This window comes from Cyanobacterium sp. IPPAS B-1200, assembly GCF_001747005.2.
Taxonomy (GTDB): domain Bacteria; phylum Cyanobacteriota; class Cyanobacteriia; order Cyanobacteriales; family Cyanobacteriaceae; genus Cyanobacterium.
Map to the genome: position 1 here is coordinate 2,769,025 of NZ_CP182899.1, position 19,621 is coordinate 2,788,645.

The 19,621-nt window shown below is 40.1% G+C and carries 16 protein-coding genes and 1 pseudogene; 15 read left to right on the forward strand and 2 right to left on the reverse strand.

Going from position 1 to position 19,621, the window contains the following annotated elements; genetic code table 11:
* Nucleotides 1-49 precede the first annotated feature (49 nt).
* The 11 genes from A5482_RS12975 (at nt 50) to A5482_RS13025 (ending at nt 13,813) form a co-directional block, all read left to right on the forward strand.
* Entirely contained in the window at nt 50-850 is an 801-nt protein-coding gene (locus tag A5482_RS12975; RefSeq protein ID WP_069791819.1) for an IS5 family transposase, read from the forward strand.
* Nucleotides 851-927: 77 nt separating this feature from the next.
* Nucleotides 928-1,440, forward strand: a complete 513-nt coding sequence (locus tag A5482_RS12980; RefSeq protein ID WP_069791735.1) for a hypothetical protein — start codon at nt 928-930, stop codon at nt 1,438-1,440.
* A 13-nt stretch (nt 1,441-1,453) separates the two neighbouring features.
* Complete coding sequence (locus tag A5482_RS12985; RefSeq protein WP_069791734.1) at nt 1,454-2,341, forward strand: hypothetical protein; 888 nt, start codon at nt 1,454-1,456, stop codon at nt 2,339-2,341.
* 356 nt (nt 2,342-2,697) lie between these two features.
* The gene (recA, locus tag A5482_RS12990) at nt 2,698-3,756 is read left to right on the forward strand and encodes a recombinase RecA (protein ID WP_069791733.1); all 1,059 of its coding nucleotides are present in this window, start codon (nt 2,698-2,700) and stop codon (nt 3,754-3,756) included.
* Between the two features lie 211 nt (nt 3,757-3,967).
* A complete protein-coding gene (locus tag A5482_RS12995) occupies nt 3,968-4,321 on the forward strand; it encodes a hypothetical protein (RefSeq protein ID WP_069791732.1) in 354 nt (117 codons plus the stop codon).
* Between the two features lie 15 nt (nt 4,322-4,336).
* On the forward strand, nt 4,337-4,786 hold the full coding sequence (locus A5482_RS13000) for an ATP-dependent zinc protease family protein (RefSeq protein WP_069791731.1): 450 nt from the start codon (nt 4,337-4,339) through the stop codon (nt 4,784-4,786).
* Nucleotides 4,787-4,802: 16 nt separating this feature from the next.
* Complete coding sequence (locus A5482_RS13005; RefSeq protein ID WP_069791730.1) at nt 4,803-5,609, forward strand: Cof-type HAD-IIB family hydrolase; 807 nt, start codon at nt 4,803-4,805, stop codon at nt 5,607-5,609.
* Between the two features lie 213 nt (nt 5,610-5,822).
* Nucleotides 5,823-8,075, forward strand: a complete 2,253-nt coding sequence (gene psaA, locus A5482_RS13010; RefSeq protein ID WP_069791729.1) for a photosystem I core protein PsaA — start codon at nt 5,823-5,825, stop codon at nt 8,073-8,075.
* Nucleotides 8,076-8,335: 260 nt separating this feature from the next.
* Nucleotides 8,336-10,537: a photosystem I core protein PsaB gene (gene psaB, locus A5482_RS13015; protein ID WP_069791818.1), complete on the forward strand. Its 2,202-nt coding sequence runs from the start codon at nt 8,336-8,338 to the stop codon at nt 10,535-10,537.
* A 161-nt stretch (nt 10,538-10,698) separates the two neighbouring features.
* Nucleotides 10,699-11,967: a DNA cytosine methyltransferase gene (locus A5482_RS13020; protein WP_069791728.1), complete on the forward strand. Its 1,269-nt coding sequence runs from the start codon at nt 10,699-10,701 to the stop codon at nt 11,965-11,967.
* Between the two features lie 100 nt (nt 11,968-12,067).
* Complete coding sequence (locus A5482_RS13025) at nt 12,068-13,813, forward strand: hypothetical protein (protein ID WP_069791727.1); 1,746 nt, start codon at nt 12,068-12,070, stop codon at nt 13,811-13,813.
* A gap of 133 nt (nt 13,814-13,946) precedes the next feature.
* Here A5482_RS13025 and A5482_RS13030 read toward each other — a convergent pair whose 3' ends face one another.
* Nucleotides 13,947-14,126, reverse strand: a complete 180-nt coding sequence (locus A5482_RS13030; protein ID WP_069791726.1) for a (2Fe-2S)-binding protein — start codon at nt 14,124-14,126, stop codon at nt 13,947-13,949.
* A 137-nt stretch (nt 14,127-14,263) separates the two neighbouring features.
* Nucleotides 14,264-15,301, reverse strand: a complete 1,038-nt coding sequence (gene lpxD / locus A5482_RS13035) for a UDP-3-O-(3-hydroxymyristoyl)glucosamine N-acyltransferase (protein WP_069791725.1) — start codon at nt 15,299-15,301, stop codon at nt 14,264-14,266.
* A gap of 10 nt (nt 15,302-15,311) precedes the next feature.
* On the opposite strand from lpxD, the gene A5482_RS13040 reads away from it, so the two are divergent.
* The 4 genes and pseudogenes from A5482_RS13040 (at nt 15,312) to A5482_RS13055 (ending at nt 19,405) form a co-directional block, all read left to right on the forward strand.
* Nucleotides 15,312-15,887: a TerD family protein gene (locus A5482_RS13040; protein WP_069791724.1), complete on the forward strand. Its 576-nt coding sequence runs from the start codon at nt 15,312-15,314 to the stop codon at nt 15,885-15,887.
* Nucleotides 15,888-16,119: 232 nt separating this feature from the next.
* Entirely contained in the window at nt 16,120-17,343 is a 1,224-nt protein-coding gene (gene chlP, locus A5482_RS13045) for a geranylgeranyl reductase (RefSeq protein WP_069791817.1), read from the forward strand.
* Between the two features lie 104 nt (nt 17,344-17,447).
* Nucleotides 17,448-17,786: pseudogene (locus tag A5482_RS13050) on the forward strand (transposase); the annotation flags it as partial.
* A gap of 389 nt (nt 17,787-18,175) precedes the next feature.
* Nucleotides 18,176-19,405, forward strand: a complete 1,230-nt coding sequence (locus A5482_RS13055) for a glycosyltransferase family 4 protein (protein WP_069791722.1) — start codon at nt 18,176-18,178, stop codon at nt 19,403-19,405.
* Nucleotides 19,406-19,621: the final 216 nt, after the last annotated feature.

Consider the following 19,621-nt stretch of genomic DNA (forward strand, 5'->3'; position numbering starts at 1 on the left):
TTGAAAAGTCTTGATGTAGAATATTTTTGTTAATAACTGAATGAAAAACATGACAAGACTATCATACGATACTGACCTCACTGATGACCAGTGGAAAATTTTAGAACCTTTAATTCCTCTGGCTAAAACTGGTGGGAGAAATCGTAGTTTGGACATCAGAGAAGTTTTAAATGGAATCTTTTATCTTGTTACTAACGGAATAAAATGGAGAGCGATGCCCCATGATTTTCCGAAGTGGCAGAGTGTTTACACTTATTTTCGTGGGTGGGAATCTGATGGCACATGGCGAAAGATTAATCAGACACGACCAGAGCAATTATGCATTAAAGCAGGAAGAAACCCCTTGCCAACGGCGGGTAGCGTTGATAGTCAATCAGTGAAAACAGTTATGGGTGGTGAGGAAATTGGTTTCGATGGAGGAAAAAAAGTTAAGGGTCGCAAAAGAACAATCTTGGTAGATACCATGGGTTTGTTACTAGATTTATGTGTTCATGGGGGTAAAAGGTCGGATCATCAAGGAATGGAATTATTGGCTACTTTTGCCTCACAATTTTGGATTTGCTTAAAAATAATTTGGGTCGATAGTACTTTTGCTGGAAAAGATTTTATCGCTAAAGTAGAGAGAGAATTTGGTTGGAATTTAGAACATGTCAAACGTACAGATTCAGACCCCGGTTTTAGCGTAGTTCCCAAAAGATGGGTTGTAGAGAGAACTTATTCTTGGTTTAGTCACTACCGAAGATTGAGTAAAGACTATGAATTTTTGCCCACTACTAGTGAAATGATGATTTTTGCTTGTATGATTCATCTTATGGTCAGACGATTAGAATCTCAACCTTTGAATATTTAATTTTCTTTATAAGTAACTTTTCAAACAGGTTCTAAGTGATAAATTATAAAAGTCAATTTTAGCTAAATTTAGATCAAATGAAAAAGTTATCTCGTTTAATAATTGGTTTTTCCCTCGCCTGTTTACTGGTGATTCTCCCCGCGTGTGGAGATAGTACCCCATCAAGGTTTGAAGGGGCGCAACAGGAAAGTATTGACGCAGGAAGACGTGATACTGCCGTCTCTACCGATGCCGAGGACGGTTCTAGTTTTAACCGCTTTTTCCCCCCTAGTGAGGGAAATTATGAGCGAGTTTTTACCCAAGAAAAAGATGGTTTTGTGGAAGCTATTCTAAAAGACTCTGGGCAAAATGTGGCAACTTTAGGAGTTTTTGATACCATTAGTAATCCCTCTGCTAAGGATGATTTTGTGGATAGTCAAGAGCAAATAGGGGGTTATCCTGTGGCTCAAAAAGGCTCTCGGGCAACGGCAGTATTAGTAGAAGATAGATTTCAAGTGACAGTCAGGTCAATGGATGATGGCTTTAGCGTGGCAGATAGAGAGACTTGGTTGGGCAAATTTGATCTCGATGGTTTAGCTAGTTTAAATTAGGAGTATAAAAGTTATGAGTAAAGCTATTTTTGATTTGGTGGATAATTTACCAAAGCGTAATCTGACCACCATGGTATTGAATTCCCTAGATTTTGTAGCACCGGGGCAGTGGCAAAACCCGACTAATTTTGAGCAGATGATTCGGGATATTAGTCAGGAAACCGATGAGAAATGGATTCAAAAAATAGGCGATCGCGCCGTGTGGTTATACAATGATAAAAATCAAGGTTATCAAAGGGCTTTATGGTTATATCAAACCGTTGATAATGCTGATTCCGTCTTGGGTACTGCTGCTTTAGCCAATAAAGTAGGGGAAAAGATTGGTTTTCTTAGTTTCCTCAACAAGTTAACCCCCAACAATGAAAAAGCACAGGCTTTGGATTTATCCATTAAATTAGTGGTGGAAATTGTCGCTTTTTGTCAGATTAATGGCTTACCAGGGGATAGTATTGGGGATTTTGTCAAGGCTTTGAAGGAGTACGAAGGAGAAGCACTGATGCGTATGGCTGCCCTTGTGTGTATCGATGCTCTAATCCCCTTTGGTCCTGATTTTATTTTGGCTGTACAATCAACCCTCAATAATTTGAGTCCCAAGGAGTTGTCTCAAAATGGCTCTTTTTCTAAGGTTAGTAAATTTATCCCTGGGGGCAATCCTGCGGGGCAGTTGGAATTTGTCCATAAGAGTTTTGGGGCCGTCACTGGGTGGATGACGGGGTTTGTGGGCGATCGCAATTTAACCCAAGGTAAGGTGATGAAAAACCTACAAAGTTTTGTTGAATTTTCCGATGATCAACTTGATTATGTAGCCGCTTTCCTTGATATGTCCACCAACTATTTTGAACACACTGGCACCCAATCTATTGCCACTAGGTTGATTCGTCGTGCCATGCTTGAGGTATAAAATTATCTGTACGGTGGGCATTGCCCACCATTATCGTTTAACTATTCCTATCAAAACCATCTCCCATAACTACTAAATTCCCATTAAATTCTATTTCCTCATTTGCTTCCCCATAGAAATTTTTTAATGAATAATCTCTTTTTTAAAGGCACTCACAAAGTGGACAGGCTTTGCCTAAGAGCCTTTAGTCCGACTAAAAGAATAAGTCATAGTAATTTTCACAAACCAATAATCTTTTTTTGCCCAAAATAAAGTATAATTTTGATACTGATGTACTAATAGCATTAGGAAAAATTAGGATAGAAAATAACATCTATACTAAATTAAAGACGAGTAGATAAAATAACAGGAAAATCATGGCTACAAGTACCAGCACACAAGGTTCAGACAAAGAAAAGGCACTTAACCTAGTCCTCACTCAAATTGAGCGCAACTTCGGCAAAGGGGCAATTATGCGCCTTGGTGATGCCACCAAAATGAAAGTAGAAACCATTTCTAGCGGTGCATTAACCCTCGACTTGGCATTAGGTGGTGGTTTACCCAAAGGGAGAGTTATCGAAATTTATGGTCCTGAAAGTTCTGGTAAAACAACTCTAGCACTCCATGCGATCGCAGAAGTACAAAAAGCAGGGGGCGTAGCGGCTTTTGTCGATGCCGAACACGCCCTAGATCCTAATTATTCCAGTGCTTTGGGCGTAGATATAGATAACCTACTTGTAGCCCAGCCTGATAATGGAGAATCAGCCCTCGAAATAGTAGATCAACTGGTGCGTAGTGCCGCCGTCGATTTAGTAGTTATTGACTCGGTAGCCGCTCTCGTACCTCGTGCCGAAATCGAAGGAGAAATGGGAGATTTACAAGTGGGTTTACAGGCTCGTTTGATGAGTAAAGCCCTGAGAAAAATTGCAGGAAATATTGGTAAATCCGGCGCTACAGTAATTTTCCTTAACCAACTACGTCAAAAAATCGGTATTAGTTATGGTAGCCCTGAAGTTACCACGGGAGGTACCGCATTAAAATTCTATGCTTCTGTACGTTTAGACATCCGCAGAATTCAAACCCTTAAAAAAGGTAGTGATGGAGAATACGGTATCAGGGCGAAGGTAAAAGTGGCGAAAAATAAAGTTGCCCCTCCATTTCGTATTGCTGAATTTGACATCATTTTTGGTTCGGGAATTTCGCAAACGGGTTGCCTTCTCGACTTGGCTGAAAAAACTGATGTGGTTAGTCGTAAAGGGGCATGGTACAGCTATGAGGGTGATAACATTGCCCAAGGTAGAGATAATGCTGTTCGTTATTTGGAAGAAAATCCTGAGTTAGCTTTAATTGTGGAACAAAAAGTTAAGGAAAACCTTGATATTAATAATGTTAACTTTGCTGGGTCAAATAGTAGTGATTACGATAGCGAGGAGTAAAAAGATATAGTTACTTGACTTTCCTGTAAAACCAGACAATGAGTTTTGTAAAGTGGGCATTGCCCACTATTCTCCATGGTATTTTGTTTGAGGAACAAGTTGTTTTTGTTTTTTCATCAGGGCAAATTTTCTGTCCTGACTTGTACACAAATCCTAAAGGATTGCTATAGTTTAATTGATTGATATTTAATAAGAAGAGGATAATTCTGTCATGTTTAGTAAGGGAAACAAAGAAAAGAAAAGCGAAATAAATCCTAATATGGAAAATTTAACCCCGACTAATTATGGTAATACCGATGTTGAGATAGAAGAATCCTCGGCTCTCATTCCTGATGATGTGATGGATAAAGAGCAAATTCAAACGGTGAAGTTGGTGGAAAAAATTAGTGCTATTTTGTCTCCTTATTTTATTGTGATTGTAGGTTTATATCTTTCTGATGCTAGTTTTTTAATAGGTTTTGTGTTGGTAGTTATCGGTATTTTGTCTCTATTAAAAATTTCTTTACAGGATGTTATGGGCTTAGTTAGTAAGGCAAAAGGAGTTATTGCTGGAAAGGATGATTAATATTTGCTGGGTGATATGAATATTAGTAAAAATCAATCTTTACCATTAATTGGTTGGCGAGAATATCTAGCCTTGCCACAATTAGGGGTAAAAGAGATTAAGGCAAAAATTGATACTGGGGCAAAAACATCGGCCCTCCATGCCTTTAATGTTAATGTTGTGGAAAGGGAAAATCAAGAAATTGTGGAGTTTGAAATTCATCCTATTCAAAAAGATAATCAAACTTCTGTGGTTGCCACGGCGCCTCTCCTAGAATATCGCACCGTTAAAAATTCGGGGGGCATTGCGGAAACTCGACCAGTAATCGAGACTAAGATTATTTTAGGTGATATTTCATGGGCGATCGCCCTTACCCTAACCAATAGAGACTCCATGGGCTTTAGAATGTTACTGGGTAGAGATGCCGTCAAAAATCGCTTTTTAGTGGATACAGGAAACTCTTTTCTCCATCATTTAAAAGTATAAATCATTACAAAAAACCATGGAAAATATCAAAGTATTATTTTTAGACATTGACGGTACCATTGCAGGGGAATCCAACAAAGTCAACCCTGAAGTAATTGAAGCCATCAAAAAAGTTCAAAGTAGGGGCGTAAAAGTAGGCTTAGCTACGGGCAGAATGTATTGCTCGGCTCATCGCTTCCATGATGAAATAGGGGCAGACTTACCTATAATTTCCTACAATGGGGCTTGGATACAAAATCCTGTCACGGGAGAAATCATTTCCCATCGTCCCCTCGACCACGAAGTGGCCCTAGAATTATTAGATTACCTTCGCTCCCATGAGGTAGAAGTTCACGTTTACTTTAACGATCAACTATACGTAGATAAAGTTACGGAGAAAACTGATTCTTATATTGAGAGATCAGGCATTATTGTTAATGTGGTGGATGATTTAAGGAATTTGTTGAGTCAATCCCCCACCAAACTACTAGCTCTAAGCCCTAATCCATCCCTCATTCGCTCCTTGTTAGATGATCTCAAGCAACGTTACCACAACCATAATCTTTACCTTACCCAGTCCAATCCTACTTACCTAGAAGCCACCTCCGCCCATGTCCATAAAGGGGATGCTATTAAGTATGTAACAGAAAAAATACTAGGTTTATCCTCTCAGCAGGTAATGGCCATTGGTGACAATTTTAACGATTACACCATGATTAAGTACGCCCAAATTGGTGTTGCCATGGGAGATGCCCCTACACAATTAAAAGAGATCGCCACTTATACCACCGATAACGTAGAGAATAATGGAGTTGCCCAGATTATTTCTCAACTCAAATTTTAGGGAAAAACAACCATTTCAACCCCTAAAATTCCATACATAAAGAAAAGTAACAAAACCTTGACTTTTGTCACCAAAGATTAAGCTATGGCGTAATTGTAGCAATTGTTAAGCAAATTTTAAATATTGTTAAGCAAATCCCACAACTGTAGCAAATACCCATTATCATCATGGTTAATGTAGTAGTTTAAGTATTTGTCGAGAGAAGAATCACTCATGACAGTAACCCCTCAAAAAGAGGCGAAGGCTAAAGTAGCCGTTGACAAAAATCCGGTACCTACTTCTTTCGAGAAATGGGGCAAACCTGGACACTTTGATCGCACTTTAGCTAGAGGACCCAAAACCACCACTTGGATTTGGAATCTTCACGCCGACGCACACGATTTCGACAGCCAAACCAGCGATCTCGAAGATATTTCTCGTAAAATCTTCAGCGCCCATTTTGGCCATTTAGCAGTAGTATTTGTTTGGTTAAGTGGGATGTATTTCCACGGAGCTCGTTTCTCTAATTATGAAGCGTGGCTATCCGATCCCATGAACATTAAACCCAGCGCCCAACAAGTGTGGTCTATTGTAGGACAAGACATCCTCAATGGCGACATGGGCGGTGGTTTCCAAGGTATTCAAATCACATCCGGCTTCTTCCAACTTTGGAGAGCCTCCGGTTTCACCAATAGCTATCAGCTCTATGTAACCGCCATTGGTGGTTTAGTCATGGCTGGTTTAATGCTCTTTGCTGGTTGGTTTCACTACCACAAAGCGGCTCCTAAACTAGAATGGTTCCAAAACGTGGAATCCATGATGAACCATCACCTCGCTGGTTTACTAGGGTTAGGCTCTTTGGGCTGGGCAGGACACCAAATCCATGTATCTTTACCTATTAATAAGTTATTAGATGCTGGTGTTGCTCCTGCGGACATTCCTTTACCCCACGAGTTCATCCTCGATGCAGGTAAAATGGCTGAGTTATATCCCAGTTTCGCCCAAGGTTTAAAACCATTCTTTACCTTAAATTGGGGCGTTTACGCCGACTTTTTAACCTTTAAAGGTGGATTAAACCCTGTAACTGGTGGTCTTTGGTTATCCGATACCGCTCACCATCACCTCGCCATCGCAGTTCTCTTCATTATTGCTGGTCATATGTACCGCACTAATTGGGGTATTGGTCACAGCATGAAAGAAATTTTAGAAGGTCACAAAGGACCCTTCACTGGTGAAGGTCACAAAGGACTTTACGAAATTTTAACCACTTCATGGCACGCCCAATTAGCGATTAACTTAGCATTACTTGGTTCCTTAACCATCATCGTGGCACAACACATGTATGCCATGCCTCCTTACCCCTACTTAGCTACCGATTACGGTACTCAGTTATCCATCTTTACTCACCATATGTGGATCGGTGGTTTCTTGATTGTAGGTGCTGGGGCTCACGCTTCCATCTTCATGGTTCGTGATTATGATCCTGCTAAAAACGTTAATAACCTTTTAGATAGAGTATTACGTCATAGAGACGCTATCATCTCTCACCTTAACTGGGTATGTATCTTCCTTGGCTTCCATAGCTTCGGTCTATACATTCACAACGACACCATGAGAGCTTTAGGTCGTCCTCAAGATATGTTCTCTGACAGTGCAATTCAGTTACAACCTGTATTTGCTCAGTGGATTCAGAACCTTCACACTGTAGCCCCCGGTGGTACAGCACCTTTCGCTTCTGCTCCCGTAAGTTATGCTTTTGGTGGCGATGTAGTAGCGGTAGGTGGCAAAGTGGCTATGATGCCCATTGCTTTAGGTACAGCTGATTTCATGGTTCACCATATCCATGCTTTCACCATTCACGTTACCGTATTAATCCTTCTCAAAGGTGTACTTTATGCCCGTAGCTCCAGACTTATCCCTGATAAAGCTGAGCTTGGCTTCCGTTTCCCCTGTGATGGACCTGGTCGTGGTGGTACTTGTCAGGTTTCTGGTTGGGACCATGTATTCTTAGGTCTATTCTGGATGTACAATTCCTTGTCTATTGTAATCTTCCACTTTAGCTGGAAAATGCAATCGGATGTCTGGGGAACTGTAGCTCCCGATGGTACGGTATCTCATATCACTGGTGGTAACTTTGCCCAAAGTGCTATTACCATCAACGGTTGGTTAAGAGACTTCTTATGGGCACAAGCCGCTAACGTAATTAACTCTTACGGTTCTGCTCTATCTGCTTACGGAATCATGTTCCTCGCAGGTCACTTTATCTTCGCTTTCAGCTTAATGTTCCTCTTTAGTGGACGTGGCTATTGGCAAGAATTAATCGAATCCATTGTATGGGCTCACAGCAAACTCAATCTAGCCCCTGCAATTCAACCCCGTGCTTTGAGCATTGTTCAAGGTCGTGCGGTTGGGGTAGCTCATTATCTCTTAGGAGGTATTGTAACTACTTGGGCATTCTTCCTCTGTCGTATTTTGGCAGTTGGTTAGGAATGTAAACTTTCTCTACAATTGTGGGGAAAGGGACGGTTAAATAGGTTATAAAATAACAAATGAAGCCGTTTTAAAACCTAAATTATTAAGTTGATGATGTTTTAACCATTCTCAACGAAATTAAGAAAAACAACTTTAAATACTTGCCCGGACTTATCCTCATAGGCTCTGGGCAAGAGCAAAAAAACAAAATTGAGCAACGACAAAATACAAACGTTGACCCTCATTGTGTAACAGGAGACTTCCTAGAAAAAGCTATGGCAACTAAATTTCCCAAATTTAGCCAAGATTTAGCCCAAGATCCAACTACAAGGCGGATATGGTACGGAATAGCTACCGCTCATGACTTTGAAACCCATGACGGTATGACCGAAGAGAACCTTTATCAAAAGATTTTTGCTTCTCACTTCGGTCATTTGGCGATTATCTTTCTTTGGACTTCCGGTACCGTATTCCATGTAGCATGGCAAGGCAATTTTGAGCAATGGATCAAAGATCCTTTAAACGTACGTCCCATCGCCCATGCGATTTGGGATCCTCATTTCGGTCAAGGTGCGATCGATGCTTTCTCTCAAGCTGGTTCATCTAGCCCCGTAAACGTGGCTTACTCTGGTGTTTATCACTGGTTTTATACCATTGGTATGACCACCAACCAAGACTTATACAGTGGTGCAGTAGGTCTTTTAATCCTCTCTGCTGTGTTCTTGTTTGCTGGTTGGTTGCACTTACAACCTAAGTTCCGTCCTAGCCTCTCTTGGTTCAAAAATGCTGAATCTCGCCTCAACCACCACTTAGCTGGTTTATTTGGTGTGAGTTCTCTAGCATGGACTGGTCACTTGGTTCACGTAGCAATCCCTGAATCCCGTGGTATTCATGTAGGTTGGGACAACTTCTTGAGTGTAAAACCTCACCCTGCGGGGTTAGCTCCTTTCTTTACTGGAAACTGGGGTGTTTATGCTCAAAACCCTGACACTGCTGGTCATGCCTTCGGAACTGCTAATGGAGCTGGAACTGCAATCCTTACTTTCTTAGGTGGTTTCCATCCCCAAACTGAGTCTTTATGGCTGACTGATATTGCACACCATCACTTGGCGATCGCAGTTATCTTCATTATTGCTGGTCATATGTACCGCACTAACTGGGGAATCGGTCACAGCATTAAAGACATCTTAGCGGCTCATAATCCTCCTTCTGGAAAATTAGGAGCAGGACATAGAGGTTTATACGACACCATCAACAACTCTTTACACTTCCAGTTAGGTTTAGCCCTAGCTTCTTTGGGAGTTGTAACATCCTTGGTGGCTCAACATATGTACTCTCTACCTTCCTATGCTTTCATCGCTAAGGACTACACCACCCAAGCGGCCCTTTACACCCACCACCAGTACATTGCTGGATTCTTAATGGTTGGTGCATTTGCCCACGGTGCGATCTTCTTCATTCGTGATTACGATCCCGAAGCTAACAAAGATAACGTTTTAGCTCGTATGCTAGAACATAAAGAGGCGATTATTTCTCACCTCAGCTGGGTATCCCTCTTTTTAGGTTTCCACACCCTCGGACTTTATGTTCATAACGATGTAGTGGTTGCCTTCGGTACTCCCGAAAAACAAATCCTCATCGAGCCTGTATTCGCTCAATTTGTACAAGCTGCTTCTGGTAAAGCTCTCTATGGTTTTGATGCCTTACTTGCTAACCCTGAAAGTATTGCTTCTACTTCTAGCGCAGTATGGTTACCTGGTTGGTTAGATGCCATCAACAGTGGTACTAACTCCTTATTCCTCAGCATCGGTCCTGGTGACTTCTTAGTCCACCATGCGATCGCCCTTGGTTTACATACCACTACCTTAATTTTGGTAAAAGGTGCTTTAGATGCTCGTGGTTCTAAACTAATGCCCGACAAAAAAGACTTCGGTTATTCCTTCCCTTGTGATGGTCCTGGCCGTGGCGGTACTTGTGACATCTCCGCGTGGGATGCCTTCTACCTCGCTATGTTCTGGATGTTAAACACCCTCGGTTGGTTAACCTTCTACTGGCATTGGAAACACCTCGGTGTATGGACTGGTAACGTTGCCCAGTTCAACGAAAACTCTACCTACCTCATGGGTTGGTTCAGAGATTATCTATGGGCGAACTCCGCTCAGTTAATCAATGGTTATAACCCTTACGGTGTTAATAACCTCTCTGTATGGGCTTGGATGTTCCTATTCGGACACCTCGTTTGGGCAACTGGTTTCATGTTCCTAATCTCTTGGCGTGGATACTGGCAAGAATTAATCGAGACTATCGTATGGGCGCACGAGCGCACTCCTCTAGCTAACTTAGTTCGCTGGAAAGACAAGCCCGTTGCATTGTCCATCGTACAAGCTCGTTTGGTTGGTTTAGCCCACTTCACCATTGGCTACATTCTCACCTACGCAGCCTTCTTGATTGCTTCTACGGCTGGTAAGTTCGGTTAATAAAACTCGAATCTATCGCTATAAGTGATTGAAAATTAGCCCTCTACTTCGGTAGGGGGTTTTTTATTATTTAGCAGATTAAACTAATGGAGAGAATAATTGACAAGGAACAATTAACAATGGACAATTAATTTTCTGCTTAACAATTACCCATTGACTAGATGATCCCTCATTATCAATTATCAATTATCAATTCTCCATTAAAAAAAAGACCCATTGCCGTTGATTTATTTGCAGGATGTGGGGGGATGTCTTTGGGGCTAGAGGCTTCTGGATTTGAAGTTGTCGCAGCGGTGGAAATTGATCCTATTCATGCCCTTATTCATCATCTTAATTTTCCCTATACTAAAACCATCTGCCACGATATTAGTAAATTAAACACTGCTGTTTTAAAAGATATTCTCCTCGAAAAAGATCTTGATTTGGTAGTAGGGGGTCCCCCTTGTCAAGGATTTTCTTTGATGGGAAAACGTCAATGGAATGATCCTAGAAATTCTCTGGTTTTTGAATATGTAAGGGTAATTAAAGATTTACAACCTAAATATTTTATTTTTGAAAATGTGCCTGGAATGTTGGCAGGAAAACATCAGCAATTTTTGCAGGAGTTGATGGAGGAGTTTAATAATATTGGTTATGATATGGCCCCACCGAAGGTTATGGATGCCAGTGTTTTTGGGGCACCACAAAGGCGAAAACGATTAATTTTGTTAGGGAGTCGAAAAGATGTTACTCCCCTTGATTATCCTGTGGAAACGGGGGAATTTAATAATGTGAAAGGGGCGATCGCAGATTTAAACTCTATTCCTGCTTTTATAGGTATTAATCAAGGTATTGAAGCTGAAAAGTTAGACTATTCAGGATTTAGAAAAAATTTTAGTTTACAACCTCAAGGGATATATAAATTTTGTCATCAAAGACAAAGGGATAATCTTGTCTATAATCATTTGGGATCAAACCATACAGAAAAATCTAAAAAACGCTTTGAATCAGTATCTCAAGGAGATATAGACAAAATAAGTCGTTTCCTTAAACTTTCTCCCACAGGTTTATGTAATACCCTCAGAGCAGGTACAGGAAGAGATAAAGGCTCTCATACTGCTCCGCGCCCTATTCATTATGAAAAACCTCGCTGTATCACTGTCAGGGAAGCTGCAAGATTACATACTTTTCCTGATTGGTTTTTATTTCACGAGACAATTTGGCATGGTTTTAGGGAAATTGGTAACGCTGTTATTCCTATGTTTGCCAAAGCCTTGGGGGATGAAGTTATTAAAAATTTAGAAGTAGATACCAAAGAATTAGACTACCCAAAAAAACTAAAAACACCAGCCATAGATTTGATGAAATATAATATGAGTCAAGCCTGTGAATATTGGTCAGTATCTAACGAGATAATTCCCAAAAGAAAAAGGTTGATAGTCAATGATTGACAATTAACCATGGAGAATTGACAATAGGTAAAGATTACAATTTATTCTAATAGTAAACACTTCACAAGTTAACTATTAATCATTACTTATTCAGACTATTATGTTAGAAAAATTTAAGATTATTCCCAGAGGAATTAATCTAGTGTTAATTGCGATCGCAACGACCCTTCTTATCGTCTATCAGGGAGTTGCCATGGATCATACAGGATATGAAGTATGGGGATCAGATCAATCTAACTCTGTTGCAGGAATTGAAACTGTCGGCACCGATGGGGGACTGATTTGGATTTGGGATAGTAAAGATATCGAAAGACAAATTGAGTCTGGAATAGAAGCCCAGCCCCTCGGCTGTGATGGTAATAACCGAGCAGGGGATGGCCCTTGTGATGTAAATGCCGTTTTTCCTCCTACCCTAGCCGAATACAACGAAAACGGAGTCACAGGACAAACTATTGCTGATTTACCTGGTTTTGGTCGTTTACACGGTATGATTACCGATCCTCAAAATAAATACCTTAACCTTAACCTTTTTGCTCCCACTGGTGGTTATGTGGGCATCATGGATGGTGAAACTAAAGAGGCGATCGCCCTTTTCCGTGTCACAGGTACCAACGGTAGCCCCGCAGGGCGTTCCGTCCATATGTCATTTTGGAATGATGACGGCAGCGCTCTTCTAGTGGCCAACCTCAACGGTAAACTATTAGAACGTATTGACATTACCAGAGATGCCCAAGGTAAAATTACCAATGCCATCTACAACAAATCTGCTTCCCTTGGGGTAGGTAAAGGAATGGAAGTTACTGCTCCTGCCACGGTTTTTCTCGGTAAAAATGCCCACAACCATGATCTTATGGGCGAAATTGCTGGTAGTTACCAACAAGCTGCCATGGCAGATTTAACCCCCAATGGTGTATGTAAAGAAAACGGTTGCAGAGAAGACCAAAACCCCATTTTAGGAGGTAGAACCAATAATTTAATTATCTGCCCCATTGTGTCTAGTACCAACCATGCTTATATTACCCTTGCAGGAGGGGGCTTATTAGTAGCTAACACCGAACAAACTCCCATGACAATCGTTGGAGAATATGACAATCAAGTTCTCAATGGTGCTGGTTGTGGAGGGGTGGAAGTAAACGGAAAAATGTGGCTCAATGGAGGAATATCTGCCTCCGATGCTGGAGCAACTCAATCAACTTTTATTGTTTATAACATTGATGATACAGCCTTCGGAGATACAGCGAATGCCCCAAATACTCCATATCCCACATTAGTCTATAAAGGTGCTGATAACACCGCCACCAATGGCAATACCAGAGGAGAAGCCACCGATGGTAGCGGACAATTACCTGGAATTACCACCCGTCGTGATAGTCACGGTATGGCGAGAACTGTTAATGGACGATATATACACACTGTTGATAGGATTCAAAATACCATCGAAGTATTTAATTCCCAAACTTTTGACCATCTATCCTATGACTTAACTTCTGAGGATGGAAAAGGCAATGGTATGGGTGCTTGTGCGATCGCCTCTATTAACGATGATGCTGATTTACCAAAAAACGATCCAGCCCCTGACTTAATGGAAGAAAGCCCCGACGGCAAATATCTATACGTAGCTTTCCGTGGTCTTATTCCCGTATCTGTAGCCCATTCTTCCCAAGGGAGTTGCCCTGGGGTAGGAGTAGTAGAATTACAATACAATGGGTCTTTTGGTCGTTTAGTCTCAGTTTTACGTAGCTCTAATACGGAGGATTCTGCCTCAGTTGCTTCCATAGCAGGAGGTCATAACTATCAAGGATTAGAACACAGTGACTTACATGGTGTTACTATTCGTCGAAAATAATTATTAATTAAATTTCTTTTTCACTTAACAAGGGACTTCGGTTCCTTGTTTTTTATTGAAACTTTTTTGGTGTAAAAATTAAACTATTTCCATAAAAATTATTAGATGATACCTTTGCTTGTCTCAAATTGATTTAACGAACAGAAGGGTTAGCCAGAGCCATTTTCAAGACTTTACAGGCGCGAGATTGACAACTACCACAACGAAGGGATACGGAAGTTTGCTCAGATAATTGATCAATAGAAGATACGCCTTGTTTCACTGCTTTGTGAATATCTTTCTCTGTAACGGCATTACAAATACAAACGTACATGGTTACTTCCTGCTAATATTTAGCAATAACTTTTTGCTTATCCTCATTATTGCAAATAAATTTCATTATGTCCACTAATTTTTTTAAAAAAAGAGGGTAGGTTTCCCCACCCAAAAATTATTTATTTGAAACGAGCCCTAATTCTGATTGTTTCTTTTTAATTCTTTATAGAATTTATACATATCGGGAAGATATTTATACATCCCTGCTACTTTTAAATAGAGTTTGTGGGGCATCGAGGGGGTGCCTGAGACGGTTTCTCCTGATTTTACGTTGCTGGAAATTCCTGTCTGGGCAGAGGCGATCGCTCCATCACCAATGACCGCCTGATTAGCAATACCCACCTGCCCTCCTAAGATGACTCTATTACCCACTGTAACTCCACCAGCTAAACCCACTTGCCCTGCAAAGGCACAGTTTTCACCTATTTGACAATTATGACCAATATGCACCAAATTATCGAGTTTAGTATTTTTGCCTATGGTTGTCGTTCCCACCGCAGGACGATCTACTGTACTATTACAACCAATTTCCACACCGTCTTCTAAGATTACGTATCCTGATTGTGGCATTTTGTACCATCCTTGGGGTACGGGAACAAAACCAAATCCCTCCGCTCCAATGACTGCTCCGCTCTGAATGACGCAGTCTGCTCCAATTTGTGTTCTTTCATTAATACTACAATTACTATGAAGCTCGGTGCGATCGCCCACAACACAGTGAGGATAAACCACAACATTAGGATGAATTACCACATCATCTCCTACGGTTACTCCTTCGCCAATAACCGCATTAGCTCCGATAGCGACATTTTTCCCCATGATTACCCCATCATCAATTACCGCTTTCGGGTGAATTTTGGCTTCTGGCCTGTGGGGTTGATAAAAAAGCTCAATGGTTTGGGCAAAAGTAAGACGAGGATAGGAAGACGATAACCAAGCGATCCCCCTGTTCGTTGCGTTTTCTTGTAAAGTTTGATCACATGGTAAAATAAGGGCTGATGCCGGGGTGGTAGCTACCATCTTTGCGAATTTTCCCCCTTCAATATAGCTTATGCTATGGGCGATCGCCCCTTGAATAGGAGTAATAGTAACAATTTCAGGATTAAGTTCAGGATTTTGGTTTAAACTGTGACTTTCGGGGGATAATTGACTAATAATATCACTAAATTTCATGGGTTAAACTATGAGTATTTCACTGGAAAAAGGACAAAGAATTTCATTAACCAAAGTAGCACCGAGCTTAGTAGCTGGTTTTATTGGACTAGGTTGGGATGTAAATACCACCGATACGGGGGGAGATTTTGACCTAGACGCCTCAGTTTTCCTTCTTGGGAGTAATGAAAAAATTGTTTCCGATAAACATTTTATTTTTTACAATAACCTAGTTAGTCCCGATTCTGATCAGTCTGTCAAACTTTTAGGAGACAACCGTACTGGGGATGGAGATGGAGATGATGAAGGATTGATTGTGGACTTGAGAAAAGTACCTCCAGAGGTGGAAAAAATTGTCGTCACCGTCACCATATACGAAGCCGATAAAAGAAAACAAAACTTTGGTCAGGTGAATAATGCCTATATTCGTCTAGTAGATGTCCAAACAAAGGAAGAAATATTACGCTACGATTTGAGCGAAGATTTCTCTGTGGAAACCGCAGTTATCATGGCTCAATTGTATAAACAAGAAGGCGAATGGCGTATTAATGCCGTGGGGTCTGGTTTTCAGGGCGGTTTACAAGCCTTATTAAATCTATACACTTAATCGATAGATATTTTAATATCTAATGGTCTTATTGATTCTTCTTAATTTGAGGTAAAAAAAATTATTTGTACACAACTACAAAATGAGAAGTATTAAGAAATATTGCTTTCTTTGTTAAGGACTGTTGCAATATGGAAAAATTTATCAAAAGAGAGGACATTGTCCTTTACCTTTTTATAATAGATACAAAAAGCAATTTATTAAAAATATAAATTTTAGGAGCAAGAATACCGTGACAATTCGGGTAGCAGTAGTAGGCGGCGGACCTTCTGGATCCTCAGCAGCTGAAATTTTGGCAAAAGCGGGTATTGAAACCTATTTGTTTGAAAGAAAACTAGATAACGCTAAACCTTGTGGCGGTGCTATTCCTCTATGTATGGTGGATGAGTTTGATTTACCTCCCGAAATCATTGACCGTCGGGTTCGTAAAATGAAGATGATTTCTCCTTCCAATATTGAGGTGAATATCGGTCAAACTCTCAAGGATAATGAGTACATTGGGATGTGTCGCCGTGAAGTATTAGATGGGTTTATGCGCGATCGCGCAGCCGAACTAGGAGCAAACCTTATCAATGGCACTGTATATCAATTAGATATTCCCGATAATGATACTAGCCCTTATACCCTCCACTATGCAGATCATTCTAATGGTAGCGCCCAAGGAGAAATGAAAACCCTTAAGGTTGACCTCGTAATCGGTGCCGATGGTGCCAATTCTCGTATCGCCAAAGCCATTGATGCTGGAGACTACAACTATGCGATCGCCTTCCAGGAAAGAATCAAACTCCCCGAAGACAAGATGGCATACTACGAAGAATTAGCCGAAATGTATGTGGGTAACGATGTATCCCCCGACTTTTACGCTTGGGTATTTCCCAAATACGATCACGTTGCCGTGGGTACTGGTACCATGAAAGTCAACAAAGCAATGATCAAAGACTTACAAGCTGGTATTCGCCAAAGAGCCGCCAAACGCCTAGAAGGGGGAGAAATCATCAAAGTAGAAGCTCACCCCATTCCTGAGCATCCTCGCCCCCGTCGTGTAGTAGGTAGAGTTGCCCTTGTGGGTGATGCTGCAGGTACCGTTACCAAGTCCTCTGGAGAAGGTATCTACTTCGCCGCCAAAAGCGCCAGAATGTGTGCAGAGGTGATTGTAGAAACCAGCAATAATGGTCAAAAAGTACCCACCGAAGCCGATTTAAAAACCTACCTCAAACGTTGGGACAAACAATACGGTACTACCTATTTAGTATTAGACATTTTACAAAGAGTTTTCTATCGCAGTGATGCTACCCGTGAAGCCTTTGTGGAAATGTGTGCTGACATCGATGTACAAAAAATTACCTTCGACAGCTATCTCTATAAAACTGTAGTGCCTGCCAATCCTTTAACTCAACTCAAGATTACTGCTAAAACCATAGGTAGTCTGTTGCGTGGAAATGCGCTCGCACCATAGAAAAGTACATTAATCAAAACTGTATAATTTGAAGGGTAAGTGGTTATAGTAATCATTTACCCTTCATTTATGAGTAGAAAAATGAGGGTGATGTTTACAAAACAAAAATAGAATTAGCAAGAGAAATTATCGAGTATTTAGTAGAGTTAGGTTTTTCTATTAATTTACTATTAGCTGATAGTTTATATGGGGAAGCATCGACTTTAATTAATGCACTGAGACAAAATAATCTTGATTTTATTGTCTCTATTAGAAAAGACCATGGTGTTTGGATGCCAAGTTCACAGACGATAAGAGCGAATAAATGGTACAAATTTAAACGAATTTTTAGTGATGGTAAAAAAGAAGATAGATACATTAGAGAAATTATTTATGGTCTCAGAAGAAAAATAACTTATTGGCAAATTACTACTAACACAGAAAAAATGGTGGGAAATTATTAATAGTGTTTACTGGATGATTAGCTTAAAAACTAAACCTATTACAGACTTAATTAATCAAAAAAAAATAGTAGAGACTCAAGATAAGAAAATCTTCATCACAGAAGATTGGCGTGATTTTAGTAGTTGGAAAAATACATTGATTAACTATCGAATTATGGTTAAACCGATGCTCATCTTTTGCACAATGTTACCTTGGTTAAGAATAATGGAGAGCGATTTATTATGGATAGGGTTTAATCATTTACTGAACCACAGCAATAATTGTATGATTCATTTTCTCAGTGGATAAATTCATTTTTTCCGATTAGTTATTTTGGAAAGTGACAAAAGAGGGATAAAACAATAATTTAGTCTAAAAACTTCACAAAAAATATACTTCTATTTAAATAATGCGTATTCTTATTTATTCTTATAATTACCACCCAGAACCCATCGGCATTGCTCCTCTAATGACAGAATTAGCAGAAGGATTGGTAAAAAAAGGTCATGAAGTAAGGGTTTTAACCGCTATGCCCTGGTATCCTGAAAGTAAAATTTATCCTGAATATAGAGGAAAAATCTATACGGAAGAAGAAAGAAATGGTGTAAAAATTTATCGGTCCTACGTATGGGCAAGTCAGAAAAGAAATTTTATAAATAGGGCTATGTTTGAGCTTAGTTTTGCTTTTTTTAGCTTCTGGCAAGGGTTAAAACCGTGGAAACCTGATGTTATTTTATCTACTATTCCAGGGCTTCCTGTGATAGCTCCTGCTTATTTATTAAGTAAAATATATGGCTCTCCTTTGGTGGTAAATTTACAAGATATATTACCCGATGCGGCGGTTCATGTGGGTTTATTGACGAATCAAAAATTAATTAAAATATTTTCTATATTAGAAAATTTTGCTTATAAAAAAGCCAATAAAATTTCGGTAATTGCCGATGGTTTTATTAAAAATTTAGCAAATAAAAATGTAGATATGGATAAAATTGTCAAAATACCCAATTGGGTTGATGTAGATTTTATTAAACCTGTGGGAAGGGAGGATAGTTATTTTATTCAGGAAAATAACTTACAGGGAAAATTTGTGGTGATTTATTCAGGTAATATTGCCCTGACTCAACCCATTGAAATTTTAATAGAAGCGGCTAATAAATTAAAACATTTAGATAATTTGATGGTGGTGATTGTAGGCAAGGAGGAAGCGCTGGCAAGGTTGGAAAAATATCGTCAAGAGTTGGGATGTGAGAATGTTTTACTAAAGCCTTTTCAGCCTAGGGGAAAGTTACCGCAAATGTTAGGGGCAGTGGAAGTGGGCATGGTGACGCAAAAAAGTAATGTGATTGATTTTAATTTACCTTCCAAAATTCCTGTATTATTGGCTAGTGGTTGTGTGATTATTGGTTCTGTGCCTGAGTCTGGCACTGCTGCCCAAGCTATTCGAGAGAGTGGGGGTGGGGTGGTAATTCCCCCAGAGGATGCTGTGGCTTTGGCTAGGCAAATTGAGGAGTTTTATCATAATCCTGAACTTGTGGGGCAGATGGGTATGGCGGGGCGTAAATATGCGGAAACTCATTATTCTTTTGAAGGCGCGATCGCACTTTATGAGCAACTTTTTGATGAGGTGATGGGGCGATGAGGGGTAGGGGTGATAAAACTTTGATTATCCATTGAGTAGGTTGGCGAAATTAATTATAGCTCTTATTTTATTAAGACTCTTATGAACAAGGGGTTTAAACCCCTTGCCTAAATCAATTTAATTATGCCTAATTACTTATCAATTATTAATTATTCATTGATTTATGGTAGAGTTAACCTAAAGGACAAAACCACCACTACCGTTATCTTTGAGCAA

Excerpts from the sequence above, each read along its gene's own strand:
- A5482_RS12980 (WP_069791735.1), top strand. The coding sequence starts at position 928 with ATGAAAAAGTTATCTCGTTTAATAATTGGTTTTTCCCTCGCCTGTTTA.
- psaB (WP_069791818.1), top strand. The coding sequence starts at position 8,336 with ATGGCAACTAAATTTCCCAAATTTAGCCAAGATTTAGCCCAAGATCCA.
- recA (WP_069791733.1), top strand. The coding sequence starts at position 2,698 with ATGGCTACAAGTACCAGCACACAAGGTTCAGACAAAGAAAAGGCACTT.
- A5482_RS13055 (WP_069791722.1), top strand. The coding sequence starts at position 18,176 with ATGCGTATTCTTATTTATTCTTATAATTACCACCCAGAACCCATCGGC.
- A5482_RS13000 (WP_069791731.1), top strand. The coding sequence starts at position 4,337 with ATGAATATTAGTAAAAATCAATCTTTACCATTAATTGGTTGGCGAGAA.
- A5482_RS13005 (WP_069791730.1), top strand. The coding sequence starts at position 4,803 with ATGGAAAATATCAAAGTATTATTTTTAGACATTGACGGTACCATTGCA.
- A5482_RS13025 (WP_069791727.1), top strand. The coding sequence starts at position 12,068 with ATGTTAGAAAAATTTAAGATTATTCCCAGAGGAATTAATCTAGTGTTA.
- lpxD (WP_069791725.1), bottom strand. The coding sequence starts at position 15,301 with ATGAAATTTAGTGATATTATTAGTCAATTATCCCCCGAAAGTCACAGT.
- A5482_RS12995 (WP_069791732.1), top strand. The coding sequence starts at position 3,968 with ATGTTTAGTAAGGGAAACAAAGAAAAGAAAAGCGAAATAAATCCTAAT.
- A5482_RS12985 (WP_069791734.1), top strand. The coding sequence starts at position 1,454 with ATGAGTAAAGCTATTTTTGATTTGGTGGATAATTTACCAAAGCGTAAT.
- A5482_RS12975 (WP_069791819.1), top strand. The coding sequence starts at position 50 with ATGACAAGACTATCATACGATACTGACCTCACTGATGACCAGTGGAAA.
- psaA (WP_069791729.1), top strand. The coding sequence starts at position 5,823 with ATGACAGTAACCCCTCAAAAAGAGGCGAAGGCTAAAGTAGCCGTTGAC.
- A5482_RS13040 (WP_069791724.1), top strand. The coding sequence starts at position 15,312 with ATGAGTATTTCACTGGAAAAAGGACAAAGAATTTCATTAACCAAAGTA.
- A5482_RS13030 (WP_069791726.1), bottom strand. The coding sequence starts at position 14,126 with ATGTACGTTTGTATTTGTAATGCCGTTACAGAGAAAGATATTCACAAA.
- A5482_RS13020 (WP_069791728.1), top strand. The coding sequence starts at position 10,699 with ATGATCCCTCATTATCAATTATCAATTATCAATTCTCCATTAAAAAAA.